Genomic DNA, 12,394 nt, shown 5'->3' with positions numbered 1-12,394 from the left:
TGAAGCGGAAGGCGCCGTTTCACGGGGATCCCGTCTTTTGTGCTGCGAGGAGCAACCCGATGGCCGATGTGGCGACGCTGGTCGAGCAGGCCCGGCAGGGCCGCCCCCGGGCGGTGGCCCGGCTGATCACCCTGGTGGAGAACGCCGCCCCCGAGCTGCGCGAGGTGATGGCCGCGCTGGCCCCGTACAGCGGGCGGGCGTACACGGTGGGCCTGACCGGCTCGCCCGGGGTGGGCAAGTCCACCTCCACCTCCGCGCTGGTGACCGCCTACCGCAAGCTCGGCAAGCGGGTCGGGGTGCTCGCCGTCGACCCGTCCTCGCCGTTCTCCGGCGGGGCGCTGCTCGGCGACCGGGTGCGGATGCAGGAGCACGCCACCGACCCGGAGGTGTTCATCCGCTCGATGGCCACCCGCGGCCACCTCGGCGGCCTGTCCTGGGCCGCCCCGCAGGCGCTGCGGGTGCTGGACGGGGCGGGCTGCGACGTGATCCTGGTGGAGACCGTCGGCGTCGGCCAGTCCGAGGTGGAGATCGCCGCGCAGGCGGACACCTCGGTGGTGCTGCTCGCCCCCGGCATGGGCGACGGCATCCAGGCCGCCAAGGCGGGCATCCTGGAGATCGGCGACGTGTTCGTCGTCAACAAGGCCGACCGGGACGGCGCGGACGCCACCGCCCGCGAGCTCAACCACATGCTCGGCCTGGGCGAGTCCCGGCAGCCCGGCGACTGGCGGCCGCCGATCGTGAAGACCGTGGCCGCCCGCGGCGAGGGCGTGGACGAACTGGTCGACGCGCTGGAGAAGCACCACGGCTGGCTGGCCGAGACCGGCGAACTCGCCGTCCGCCGCCGGCGCCGGGCCGCCCAGGAGGTCGAGGCGATCACGCTCGCGGCGCTGCGGGCCCGGATCGGCGACCTGCGCGGCGACCGCCACCTGGACGCGCTGGCCGGCCAGGTCGCCGAGGGCACCCTCGACCCGTACACCGCCGCCGACCGGCTGGTCGCCGAACTCACCGGCTGAGCGAGGGCCTCAGCTCCGGCCGCGCAGCGCCCGCAGGTGCTCGGCGATCGGCGCGAGGGCGGCGTACATCGCGTCCAGCTGCTCGTCGGTGAGGCGGTCGACGAAGTGCTCGCGGACGCTGCGCACATGGTCGGGCGCGACCTTGCGCAGCGTCTCCCAGCCGCGTTCGGTCAGGTGCGCGTAGAGGCCCCGGCGGTCGCCGGGGCACTCCTGGCGCAGCACCAGGCCGGCCGTCTCCATCCGGGTGATCTGGTGGGAGAGACGGCTCTTGGACTGCATGGTGGCGGTGGCCAGGTCGGTCATCCGCATCCGGTGGTCGGGGGACTCGGAGAGCACCACGAGGATCTCGTAGTCGTTGATGGCGAGGTTGTGCGCCTGCAGTTCCCGGCTCAGCTGGTGTTCGAGCAGCTTCCCGACCTCCAGGTGGGCGCGCCAGAACCGCTGCTCACGCGCGTCGAGCCAGGGCGCGTCCTCCTCCGCGGGGGAGGGAGGGACCGCCGGCGCTTCGGTCACAGGAGTATCCATGCGTCCAGTGTAGCGGATGTTGTTCAATGTTGTACAAATTCACAACTGCCGTCGATGTGAGGGCGGATGCCGGCGGCGTCGACTTGATTCGCATCCGCACCACCGCCTCCCTGCCCGGCAGGATTGAAAAGGGCATGCTCAATTTCCGGCCCGCAGTCGGACGGTGACGGCATGTTAGGCATAATCGCGCCCATGACGACGCGGAGCGCGAACTTCCATTCGATAGCCGACGGCGTGTACGCCTGGCAGCCCCAGCAACGCGGATGGGGCCTGGCCAACTGCGGCCTGGTCGCGTCCGACAGCACCGCGCTGTGGATCGACACCCCCTACGACCGCACGCTGGCCGGCCAGTTCCTCGACCGCACCCGCGCCGTCCTGCCCAAGGGTGTCACCGTCGACCGCATCGTCGTCACCCACGCCAACGGCGACCACATGTGGGGCGCAGGCGTCCTGCCCGACGCCGAACTCATCACCACCCACGAGGCGCTGCACCACATCGCCTACGAGCCGACCCCCGAGCAGCAGCACGCCCTGCTCCAGCAGCTCGACCGGGCCAGCGACACCGGCTCCTACCTGCACGAGCACTTCGGCTGCTTCGACTGGGCGGACACCCCGGCGATCAAGCCCGACACCGTCTTCACCGGCGAACTCGAACTCCGCGTCGGCGACATCCCGGTGCAGATCAGCAGCCTCCCGCCGGCCCACACCAGCGGCGACCTGATCGTCCACCTGCCCACCCGCTCCACCGTGTTCACCGGCGACATCGTCTTCGGCTCCACCGCCGACCGCCCCGGCGACCACCCCGTGCACTGGGCCGGCCCGCTCGGCAACGTCATCGACGCCGTCGAACGCATCCTCGCCACCGGCGCCGAGACCGTCGTCCCCGGCCACGGCCCGCTGCTCACCCGCTACGACCTGCGCGCCCACGCCGAATACCTCGGCCACGTCCGCGACCGCGCGCACACCCTGCACGCCGCCGGCGTCCCGGCCGCCGAGGCCGCGCGCACCGTCATCGACGAACGCCGCTACCCCGAACTCGGCCTGCCCGAGCGGCTGCTGATCACCATCGGCACCGAGTACCGGCACCTCGACGGCAGCGAACCGCCCGCCATGATGGAGGTCTTCGGCCGGATGGCCGGCCTCGCCCGGCAGCGCGGCGCCGAAACCGCCGCCAGCACCGCCTGACCCCCGACCCGCGACGACGACACCCCCCGAGGACCCCATGGTCGTGATCGTGCTCGCCCTGCTGGCCGGCGCCGCCCTGACCGCAGGACCCCTGCTGTGGGCGCTGCGCCGCGCCGCCCGCAGCACCCGGGCCGCCGAACAGCGCGCCGCCGAGGCCGACCTCTCGGCCCGCGCCGCCGCCGCCCGCAGCGACGCGGCCGAGCAGCGCGGCCGCGCCGCCGACGCCGCCGCCCGCACCGCGCAGGACCGCGCGGACGCCGCCGACGCCCGGGCCGAGGCCGCCGAGGAACGCACGCACGCCGCCGACACCTCGGCCCGCACCGCGGACGCCCACCGCACCGTCGCCGACGTCCGCTACGCCGCGGCCGTGCGCGAACTCGTCCACCTCGCGCACGAGCGGCTGCCCGCCGCCACCACCGCGCTCACCCACCCCCGGACGCCCGTCCCCGGGCCGCTGGAGACCACCGGCGGCACCGAGGAACTCCACCACGCCCTGGACAGCACGCTCACCGCCGCCGTCCGGGCCGTGCTCGCCGAACGCGAACGCACCGACGCCGCCGCCCGGGCCGCGCTGCGCGGCGCCGCGTCCAAGATCCAGGCGTTGCTGATCCAGGTCCGCTCGCTGCTGGAGGAGATCCAGCTCAGCGTCGACGACCCGCGCCTGCTCGCGCTCGACTTCCGCAACGAACTCACGCTGCGCCGGGTCCAGGCCCTCGCGGTGCTCTCCGGCTCCTGGCCCGGCATGACCCGCGAGGACTCGCCGCTCGCCGAACTCTGCGTCGGTGCGCAGTCCCGGGTGGCCGGCTATGCCCGCATCGAGATCACCAACCACCTGCGCGAACCCCGCCTCGCCGTCGCCGCCCGGGCCGCCGAACCCGTCGCCATCGCGCTCGCCGAGATCCTCGGCAACGCCACCGCCTACTCGCACCCCGAGACCCGGGTCGTGGTCTCCATCGAACAGGGCAGCTCCGGCGCCCTGGTGGTGGTCGACGACATGGGCGTCGGCATGGAACCCGACCAGTTGGAACGGACCGGCGACCTGCTCGACGGCCAGGCCGAGGTCCTGCTCACCGAACTCGGCGACCCGCCGCAGGCCGGCTTCGCCGTCATCGGCCTGCTCTGCCGCCAGTTCGGCTTCGGCTGCCGCGTCGAGCCGTCCCCGTACGGCGGCGTCCGGGCCATCCTGCGGCTCCCCGCCGACCTGCTCACCCTGACCGACCCGGCCGCTCCGCTCTCCGCGCTCGCCCCCCGCCCGATCACCCAGACCACGCCGGTGTTCGACGCGGGCGACGCGCTGCCCACCCGCAAGCGCCGCAGCCCCCGCGTCCCGCAGCAGGACGCGCCGTCCCCCCTCCCGTCCCCGGCGGGCAGCACCCCCGACCGGGCCCGCTCGGCGTGGTCCGCCCTGCAGTCCGGCACTCTCGCCGGCCGCAGCGCCGCCCACCAGAGCCCGGGCCCCGAAGGACCCGCCGCACCCGAAGGAGTCGAAATCCCGTGACCACCCAGCTCCGCCGCCACACCGAGGACCTCTCCTGGGTCCTCACCCCGCTGCTCGACCTGCCGGGCGTGCAGAACGCCGTCATCGCCACCGGCGACGGCCTGGTCACCGGCCACTCCGCCGACCTCGGCCGGGACAACGCCGACCGGGTCGCCGCGATGACCGCCTCGCTGCACGCCGCCGCCCGCGCCTTCACCGTCGCCTTCACCGAGGCCGAGCAGGTCCGGCTCACCCAGACCGTCGTCGAGTCCGACCTCGGCTACGCCGTCGTCACCCCGGCCGGCGCCAACTCCTCGCTCGCGGTGTTCGCCGCCCCCGGCGCCGACCTCGGCACCATCGCGTACCAGATGCAGGTCCAGGTCGCCGCGCTCGCCAGAGCCCTCGCCAGCCCCGCCCGGGAGGCGAGCGGGACATGACCACACCCAGCGGGCCCCGCCGCCGCCTGGTCCCCGCCTACCTCGCCACCCAGGGCCGCGAGCTGGCCCCGGGCAGGCACAGCCTGGACCGGCTCAGCATCCTGCACGCCGCCGCCGACCTCCCCGCCGGACTCGGCGGCGAACACCGCCAGTTATGGGAACTCGTCCGCCCCGGCGCACTGACCGTCGCCGAGGCGGCCGCCCACCTCCGGCTCCCGGTCAGCGCGACCGTCTTCATCGCCGCCGACCTGGCCGAACGCGGCGCCCTCAAGGTGCGCGCGCCGATCCCCTCCGCCCAGCCGGTCAACCGGGACCTCGCCGAAAGGCTCCTCAGTGGACTTCGCGCCCTCAAGTAACACGGGCAGCAGCCCCATCTACCTCCCCGCCACCGACCCGATCCTGATGAAACTCATGATCACCGGGCCGTTCGGGGTAGGGAAGACCACCTTCGTGCGCTCGCTGTCGGAGATCCCGACACTGCACACCGAGGAGACCATGACCGCCCAGGGCATCCCGGTCGACGACACCGCCCGGATTCCCGGCAAGACCGCCACCACCGTCGCCGTCGACTTCGGACGGCTCACCCTGCCCGGCGGCGACCTCGTCCTCTACCTCTTCGGCACCCCCGGCCAACGCCGCTTCCTCCCGCTCTGGGAGGACCTCGCCCGCGGCGCCCTCGGCGCGCTGATCCTCGCCGACACCCGCCGCCTCGCCGACGCCTTCGACGCCATGGACCTCATCGAGGAAGCCGGCCTGCCCTACACGGTCGCCGTCAACCGCTTCCCCGACACCCCGCCGATCGAACTCGACAAGATCCGCGCGGCGCTCGACCTCGACCCCGCGACGCCGCTGATCGAATGCGACGCCCGGGAACGCCAAGGCTGCCTGGACGCCCTGATCTCGCTCACCGAACACGTCCTGGACCGCCTCCCGCAGGAGACCGCCCCATGACCCGCACCGCCCTCTACGGCCCCCAGTTCGCCGCGCACCCGCACGCCCACTACGCCCGGCTGCGCGACCGCGGACCGCTCGCCCCCGTCGAACTCGCCCCCGGCATCGACGCCTGGCTGGTCACCGACTACCACGTCGCCCTGGAGATCCTCCGCGACACCGACACCTGGACCCGCGACCCGCGCGTCTGGCAGGCCACCCAGCCCGCCGACTCCCCGATCATGCCGATGCTCGGCTGGCGCCCCACCGCGCTCTTCTCCGACGGCGCCACCCACGCCCGCTACCGGCAGGTCATCACCGACAGCGTCGGCATCATCGAACCCCACCTGCTGCAACGCGACACCACCGCCGTCGCCGAACAGCTCATCGCCGAATTCGCGCACACCGGCAAGGCCGACATCCTCGCCCAGTACGCCTACCGGCTCCCGCTGCTCATCCTCTGCTCCTGGTACGGCATCCCCGACCAGGACCTCGACCGGATCAGCGCCGCGATGAACCGCGCCTTCGAATCCTCCACCGGCGCCATCGCCGCGTACGCCGACCTGGTCGCCGTCATCACCGGCCTGGTCGCCGAACGCCGCACCGCACCCCGGCACGACCTGATCTCCGCCTTCGCCAACCACCCCGCGCGGCTCGCCGACGAGGAGGTCGTCCGGCACATCACCCTGACCCTGATGGCCGGCCACGAACCCACCGCCAACCTCACCGCGAACGCGCTGCTGCGCATGCTCTCCGACGAGCGCTACGCCGGCTCCCTGCACAGCGGCGCGCTCAGCGCGCACGACGCGGTCAACGAAGTGCTCTGGACGGACCCGCCGCTGTCCAACTTCGCCCCGCACTACAGCCGGCGGAACATCGTCTTCCACGGCACCCCGATCGCGCCCGACGAGCCGGTGCTGATCTCCTACGCCTCCGCGAACGCGCAGGCCGCCCTCCCCGCCAGCGAGAGCGAGTCCCTCGGCGGCTCCTACGCCCACCTCGCGTGGGGCGCCGGCCCCCACCGCTGCCCCGCCCGCCAACCCGCCGTCCTGATGGCCGTCACCGCCATCGAATACCTCATCAGCCGCCTCACCGACCTCCGCCTGGCCGTCCCCGCGGACCGGATCCTCTGGCGCCAGGGCCCGGTCCACCGCGCGCTCGTCTCCCTCCCGGTGACGTTCACAGCCCTGTAGGAATGTGCACCGACAGGGGCGCGGGGAACTGCGCGAAGCGTAAGGACCCGACCGCAAGATCGCGACGCAGGACAATGACCTGCACGTGATCGCGACCTTACGGACGGGCCTTGCGCCTGTCGCTCGGTTCCCCTCGCCCCTGGTGGTGCTCTCCCTCGCCCCTACAGTCCGAACTGCCGGCCGAGGTCCCTCAAGTTCCCCAACCCCGGTGCGGCCTGCGTCGGTTGCTGGTGCGGGACCGCCGACTGTTCGCCGACGACGCCCACCGACTTCTCGGCCATGACGGTCTCCGACGACTGCATCAGCACCTGCCCCGCCCCGATGAACTCGAACTGGTGCTCCTCCCCGCTCGCGCCGCCGATCCCCGTCAGGTGCCGGATCCCGCCGATGACGCCGTGCAGGTAGCTGTGGTCGTAGTGGTGGCAGGGCGCGGGGCAGTCGGCCCAGCCGACCAGCGCCTCGGGGTCGACGCGGACCGGGGGTTCGACGAAGTGCACGGGCCCGTTGGAGGCGGCGACGAACTTGCCGGTGCCGAGCAGCGTCAGGAACCCGGGGATGATCGACTGCTTGAGGCGGAGCGAGGGTTCGAAGGCCAGCAGGTTGCCGGAGCGGACGGTCAGGTTGCCGTCCTCCAGGTCGTACGAGTTGAGGTCGTACGCGCGGTCGGCGAGCAGCAGCTTGCCGCGTCCCTCGGCGACGACCCAGTCGGAGGCGTGCAGCGGGGAGTTGAAGTTCTGTTCGAGGACCCGGTCGAGCACGCCGCGGCCGATGCCGGAGAAGCGCATGTCGCCGTAGTAGGCGACCATCTTGCCCTTCTGCAGGTAGTACGCGCCGTTCAGGTCCACCGAGAAGCAGTACGGGTTGACGTTGTCGTTGACGGGCAGCGTGTACGGGTCCCAGATCTGCGGGCCGTCGCCGCCGGGGTTCTGCAGCAGGGGCGGGTAGGACATCAGAGCTTCACCTCGCTGGCCTGCACGTACACCATGCCGTGCCCGGAGAGTTCGAGTTGGAAGGCCTCGCCGGAGCCGCGGCCGACCATGTCGCGCCAACCGAGCGCGCTGGAGAGCTTGTTGGTGACCTGGCCGCGGTGGGCGACGTAGGCCTGCGGGTCGACGTGGACGGGGAGGCCGGGGGAGACGGGGAGTTCGACGACGCCGCCGTGCGCCATCACGGCGACCGCGCCCTTGCCGCTGAGCTGGGTGGTGAAGAGCCCCTGTCCGGTGACCTGGCCGCGGACCACGCCCATCAGGCCGCCCTGCCGGCCCATGAACATGGTGGACTGCTGGAGGCTGCCCTCGAAGGCGAGCAGGCGGTCGGCCTCGACGTAGAGGGTGTCGCCGGCCAGGTCGATGATGTGGACGTGGTGGCCGCCGTGGCCGAACATCACGATGCCGTGGCCCTCGACGGTCATCAGCGGGGTGTCCTCGTTGGCGACCCGGCGGCCGATCATCGACATCACGCCGCCCTGGCCGCCCATCAGGTTGGGCTTGAAGGTGACCTCGCCGGTGTAGCCGAGCATCGCGCCGCGCTGCGACAGGATGCGCTGACCGGGGAAGACCTGGGCGGAGACCATCTTGTGGTTGATCCGGGTGAAGGCCATCAGGCGTCGCCTCCGAAGGTCAGGCGCTCGGAGGGCTGGACGTAGACCAGGCCCTCGCCGGTGAACTCGACCTGCATGGCCTCGCCGCCGCCCTCGCCGATCAGCGTGGTCCAGCCGGCGCCGGACTTGAGGGCGCGGTTCAGGTTGCCGGTGTGCGCGATGTACGCACCGGGGTCGACCCGCAGCGGCAGGCCCTGGGCGACCCGCAGGATCACCGCCGGGCCGTTGGAGGTGACGGCGGCCCAGCCCTGGCCCTCGACCTTGGTGGTGAACAGGCCGTTGCCGCTCGCCATCCCGTTCAGGCCGGTGAAGGAGGTGCCGGTGCGCAGCGTCGCCTCGGTGCAGAGGAGGTTGTCGGACTCGACGAACAGCGTCTCGCCGTTCAGCCGGACCAGATTGATTTCGGTGGCCTTGTCGGCGAAGTAGCAGGTGCCCTGCCCCTTCACCTCCATGACCTCCATGCGTTCGCCGGTGAGCCGGCGGGTGACCATGCCGCGCAGGCCGTCGCCGCCGCCGGTGAGCTTCTTGAAGCCCATCTGCCCGGTGTAGGCGACCATTGAGCCGTTGCGTGCCTTGACGGTGTCCCCGGCGAGATCGACGGCGAGGACCCTGGACCCCTGGAGTCGGAACTGTGCCACGCTCCGGAATGTAGCGGCCCCCGCCCCGATCTGGGGAGAGGGCCGGGCGAGCCGGTACGGAACCCGTACATCGGACGCGTCGTCAGGCGGTCTGCGGCAGCGCTCCCGCGGAGGTCTCCACCTCCAGCAGCGACGCGGAGTGCCGCTCGGCCTCGAACGCGGCCACGCCGCCGCGCAGACCGAACAGCCGCTTGGAGAGCATGATCCAGAGCACCGCGGCGATGTTCAGCAGCAGCGTGCAGATCTTCAACGCGCTGACGTGCTCGCTGAGTTCGTAGCCCTCCAGGGGCAGGAACGCGGCGGTGGCGACCACGGTCAGGTACTCGGCCCAGCGCTGCCCCCACCACAGGCCGAACGCTTCGACGATCTCGATCAGCGCGTAGACCACCAGGGCGGCGGCGACGTAGATCAGGGTGTTGTGCCGGTAGTCGAAGGTCTTGCGGATGGTGTCGACGATCGGCGAGTGGTCGAGGTCGTAGTGGAAGTGGTCGGTGACGGGCTTGAAGACGGTCAGGTTCTCGTCGAAGATCCGGCGCACCGCGTCCTGGCTGTTGGAGAACTTCCACACCGCCCAGGCGGCGATCACGATCAGCAGGCCGCGCAGCAGTCGTTCGACGGCCAGGAAGCGCAGGATGAACAGGTCGCGCAGGGCCTTGCCGCGGGGCACGAGCGGCGCGTCCTCGGCCGGGCCGGAGCCGTGCGGCTCACCGAGTGCGAAGTCGCCGCAGCGCAGGCAGCGCCAGGCGGTGCCGAGGGCGGTGGCGGCGTGCAGCCGTTCGCGCAGGTCGGTCTCGTCGGGTGCGTAGGTGATGTGGCCGCGCCGGGCACAGGTGTGCCGGTCCCAGTCTCGCCTCAGCATGTCGTGCGTCCCCCCGTGGGTCTGCGGGCCTGGCGGTCAGGCCGCGCGCAGCACAGCAGGATAGGGGGTCCGGGGTCGGCGCCGATGACGGGTCGGTGATAATAGGCATGGTTTGTGCATCCGTTCACAAAGCCCGCCGCCCGTGCCCTGTGAGGAATCCCGTGAAGAGCATCGCCGCCGTCCACCGCCTGCGCCTGGTCTCCGGCCCTGAGGGCCTGTCGTTCATCCTGCTGCTGATCTGCTCGGTGCTGAAGCGCACCACCAGCTTCGACGGCGTGCAGGTGATGGGCATGGTGCACGGCGTGCTGTTCATCCTGTACGTGGTGTTCCTGGCGCTGGCGGCCAAGGAGCGTCGCTGGGAGCCGAAGCGCACGGCGGTGCTGTTCGTGCTGTCGGTGCTGCCCACCGGCGGCTTCTTCGCCGAGCGGATGCTGGCCAAGGAGGAGCGCGGCGAGCTGGACGCGGTGAAGCCGGCCACTGCCTGACGGCAGAACGTGGTGCGCGGCGGTCGGGCCCCCTCGTGGGAGGCCCGGCCGCCGCGAGCTTTTTCGCTACCCGGTGAGGGTCAGTTCACGTTGACGCCGGTCCAGGCCGCCGCCACCGCGTTGTACTGGGTCGAGCCGGAGCCGTACAGGTCCTTCGCCGCGTTCAGGGTCGCGGTGCGCGCGGCCTTGTAGTTCGTGGTGGAGGTCATGTAGACGGTCAGCGCGCGGTACCAGATCTGCTGGGCCTGGGCCCGGCCGATGCCGGTGAGGGCCGCGCCGTTGTAGGTGGGCGAGTTGTAGCTGACGCCGTTGATGGTCTTGGCGCCGCTGCCCTCGGCCAGCAGGTAGAAGAAGTGGTTGGCGACGCCCGAGGAGTAGTGGACGTCCTTGTTGCCGACCGTGGAGGACCAGTAGTCGGCGGACGCGCCGTCCTTGGAGGGCTTGTCCATGTAGCGCAGCGGCGTGCCGTTGCCGTTGATGTTGATCAGCTCGCCGATCAGGTAGTCCGGCACGTCCTTCGACAGGTTGGCGTAGAACTCCACCATCGAGCCGAAGATGTCGGAGGTCGCCTCGTTCAGGCCGCCGGACTCGCCCGAGTAGTTCAGGCCGGCCGTGTTGGAGGTGACGCCGTGGCTCATCTCGTGGCCCGAGACGTCCAGTTCGGTCAGCGGGTGGGTGTTGCCCGAGCCGTCGCCGTAGGTCATGCAGAAGCAGCTGTCGTCCCAGAACGCGTTGACGTAGCTGCTGCCGTAGTGGACCCGGCTGAACGCGCCGACACCGTCGTTGCGGATGCCGTTGCGGCCGAAGGTGTTCTTGTAGAAGTCCCAGGTGACGGCCGCGCCGTACTGGGCGTCCACGGCGGCGGACTCGCCGTTGGAGGCGGCGCCGGAGCCCCAGCTGTTGGTGGTCTTCGAGTACAGGGTGCCGTTGCCGGAGGTCTTGCCCGCCAGCGTGGTCGTGTACTGGTTGCCGCGGGTGGCGTCCTTCAGCGTGTAGTTGCTGCCGGTCAGCGTGGTGGTCAGCGAGACGTTGCCGACGAAGACGCCGTTGCCGGTGCCGGTCGCGTTGGCGGTCTCGATCTCCTCGTGGGTGGAGAGGACCTCACCGGTGTTCGCGTCGGTGACCAGCTTCTGGCGGCTCGGGGTGCCGTCGGCCCGCACGCCCTCGACGGTGGTGCGGTAGGCGAGGCGCGGGGCGCCGTCGGCGGCCCAGACCACCAGCTCGGCGTTGCCGGTGGCGCCGGAGACCGAGGTGAGGGCGGCCTCGGAGTCCTTGCTGATGCCGACGGTGGACTGCACGGCGCCGGTCGCCTTGCCGGCGGCCTGGCCGGCCGTCAGCTTCGGGCTCAGCGAGGCGGGGGCCAGGCTGCCGGAGACGGCCTTGTCGGAGGAGCGGACCTGGCCCTTGGCGTCCTGGTGCACGACCAGGTCGCCGCCGAGCACGGGCAGGCCGTCGTAGGTGCGCTCGTAACGGAAGTGGCGGGTACCGTCGGCGTCGACGATGGCGTCCTTGACCACCAGCTTCTCCTGGGCGCCCAGGCCCAGGGCCTTGGCGGCGGAGGGGGCCTGCCCGGCGGCCAGCGCCAGCAGGTCGCCGCGGCTGTGGCCCGCGGCGGCCGGGTTGGGGGCAGCCTGCGCGATCCCGGTGCTCACCTGGATCGCGCCGGCCAGCAGGGCAGAGGCAGAGAGAACGGCTCCGACAGCGAGCTTTCGCTTCACGTACGGTTCCTTCCGAATCAACCGCATGCGCGGTCGCACCACGTTCCGGGGCACCGGGGTCAGTGCCTGCTGGGGCGGATACGGGTGCTGACGTGCAGCTCCGTGCGGTCAGAACGACGGTCGCCGGTGGGGTGGGGCCGGCGTGTCGAACGGGGCTGGGCAGAAGCATGACAATCGTTCAAATCCGGGAACAGCACCCGGGCAACTATTGGCAAACACTCGCCAGCCCTGCGGCAATAGAACGGTAGGAAAATCGGAGGTTTCACTGCGAACCATGCGGCGCTGGCTGGGCCTCGGCCCAACTCCCGTGTTTTCAGTGAATAGTGACGGAATA

The 12,394-nt window shown here is 71.6% G+C and carries 14 protein-coding genes; 8 read left to right on the top strand and 6 right to left on the bottom strand.

Features of this window, described 5'->3' with window-relative positions:
- Positions 1 to 59: 59 nt before the first annotated feature.
- Positions 60 to 1,013 (top strand): methylmalonyl Co-A mutase-associated GTPase MeaB, encoded by a 954-nt coding sequence (gene meaB / locus AMK19_RS21420; protein ID WP_073814186.1) that lies wholly within the window; start codon positions 60 to 62, stop codon positions 1,011 to 1,013.
- Positions 1,014 to 1,022: 9 nt separating this feature from the next.
- Here the strand turns inward: meaB and AMK19_RS21415 are convergent, their stop codons facing one another.
- Complete coding sequence (locus AMK19_RS21415) at positions 1,023 to 1,538, bottom strand: MarR family winged helix-turn-helix transcriptional regulator (protein WP_143200321.1); 516 nt, start codon at positions 1,536 to 1,538, stop codon at positions 1,023 to 1,025.
- A 192-nt stretch (positions 1,539 to 1,730) separates the two neighbouring features.
- Between AMK19_RS21415 and AMK19_RS21410 the strand changes: the two genes are divergently transcribed.
- Genes AMK19_RS21410 through AMK19_RS21385 form a run of 6 tightly spaced genes read left to right on the top strand, consistent with a single transcriptional unit; the run spans position 1,731 to position 6,760 of the window.
- Positions 1,731 to 2,723 carry an MBL fold metallo-hydrolase gene (locus AMK19_RS21410; RefSeq protein WP_073814182.1) on the top strand — a complete coding sequence of 331 codons (993 nt, stop codon included), beginning with the start codon at positions 1,731 to 1,733 and terminating at the stop codon, positions 2,721 to 2,723.
- Positions 2,724 to 2,760: 37 nt separating this feature from the next.
- Complete coding sequence (locus AMK19_RS21405) at positions 2,761 to 4,221, top strand: ATP-binding protein (RefSeq protein ID WP_143200320.1); 1,461 nt, start codon at positions 2,761 to 2,763, stop codon at positions 4,219 to 4,221.
- Positions 4,218 to 4,637: a roadblock/LC7 domain-containing protein gene (locus tag AMK19_RS21400; RefSeq protein WP_073814181.1), complete on the top strand. Its 420-nt coding sequence runs from the start codon at positions 4,218 to 4,220 to the stop codon at positions 4,635 to 4,637. Before AMK19_RS21405 ends, AMK19_RS21400 begins: the two co-directional genes overlap by 4 nt.
- Positions 4,634 to 4,993 (top strand): DUF742 domain-containing protein, encoded by a 360-nt coding sequence (locus AMK19_RS21395; RefSeq protein ID WP_073814179.1) that lies wholly within the window; start codon positions 4,634 to 4,636, stop codon positions 4,991 to 4,993. The genes AMK19_RS21400 and AMK19_RS21395 overlap by 4 nt, the downstream gene beginning before the upstream one ends.
- The gene (locus AMK19_RS21390) at positions 4,971 to 5,588 is read left to right on the top strand and encodes a GTP-binding protein (RefSeq protein WP_073814177.1); all 618 of its coding nucleotides are present in this window, start codon (positions 4,971 to 4,973) and stop codon (positions 5,586 to 5,588) included. Before AMK19_RS21395 ends, AMK19_RS21390 begins: the two co-directional genes overlap by 23 nt.
- Positions 5,585 to 6,760: a cytochrome P450 gene (locus AMK19_RS21385; RefSeq protein ID WP_073814175.1), complete on the top strand. Its 1,176-nt coding sequence runs from the start codon at positions 5,585 to 5,587 to the stop codon at positions 6,758 to 6,760. The genes AMK19_RS21390 and AMK19_RS21385 overlap by 4 nt, the downstream gene beginning before the upstream one ends.
- A gap of 161 nt (positions 6,761 to 6,921) precedes the next feature.
- Here the strand turns inward: AMK19_RS21385 and AMK19_RS21380 are convergent, their stop codons facing one another.
- The 4 genes from AMK19_RS21380 to AMK19_RS21365 form a co-directional block, all read right to left on the bottom strand.
- Positions 6,922 to 7,710 carry an AIM24 family protein gene (locus tag AMK19_RS21380; RefSeq protein ID WP_073814173.1) on the bottom strand — a complete coding sequence of 263 codons (789 nt, stop codon included), beginning with the start codon at positions 7,708 to 7,710 and terminating at the stop codon, positions 6,922 to 6,924.
- Positions 7,710 to 8,360: an AIM24 family protein gene (locus AMK19_RS21375; protein WP_073814171.1), complete on the bottom strand. Its 651-nt coding sequence runs from the start codon at positions 8,358 to 8,360 to the stop codon at positions 7,710 to 7,712. The genes AMK19_RS21380 and AMK19_RS21375 overlap by 1 nt, the downstream gene beginning before the upstream one ends.
- Positions 8,360 to 8,998, bottom strand: coding sequence for an AIM24 family protein (locus AMK19_RS21370; RefSeq protein WP_198953400.1), 639 nt, complete (start codon positions 8,996 to 8,998; stop codon positions 8,360 to 8,362). The genes AMK19_RS21375 and AMK19_RS21370 overlap by 1 nt, the downstream gene beginning before the upstream one ends.
- An 82-nt stretch (positions 8,999 to 9,080) precedes the next feature.
- A complete protein-coding gene (locus tag AMK19_RS21365; protein WP_073814498.1) occupies positions 9,081 to 9,854 on the bottom strand; it encodes a DUF2127 domain-containing protein in 774 nt (257 codons plus the stop codon).
- 110 nt (positions 9,855 to 9,964) lie between these two features.
- Between AMK19_RS21365 and AMK19_RS21360 the strand changes: the two genes are divergently transcribed.
- Positions 9,965 to 10,342 carry a DUF3817 domain-containing protein gene (locus tag AMK19_RS21360; RefSeq protein ID WP_073814167.1) on the top strand — a complete coding sequence of 126 codons (378 nt, stop codon included), beginning with the start codon at positions 9,965 to 9,967 and terminating at the stop codon, positions 10,340 to 10,342.
- An 80-nt stretch (positions 10,343 to 10,422) separates the two neighbouring features.
- Here AMK19_RS21360 and AMK19_RS21355 read toward each other — a convergent pair whose 3' ends face one another.
- On the bottom strand, positions 10,423 to 12,087 hold the full coding sequence (locus tag AMK19_RS21355) for a M4 family metallopeptidase (protein ID WP_073814165.1): 1,665 nt from the start codon (positions 12,085 to 12,087) through the stop codon (positions 10,423 to 10,425).
- Positions 12,088 to 12,394 lie beyond the last annotated feature (307 nt).

Source organism: Kitasatospora sp. CB01950, from assembly GCF_001905465.1.
Lineage (GTDB): Bacteria > Actinomycetota > Actinomycetes > Streptomycetales > Streptomycetaceae > Kitasatospora.
This window is presented reverse-complemented; position numbering and strand designations above follow the sequence as displayed.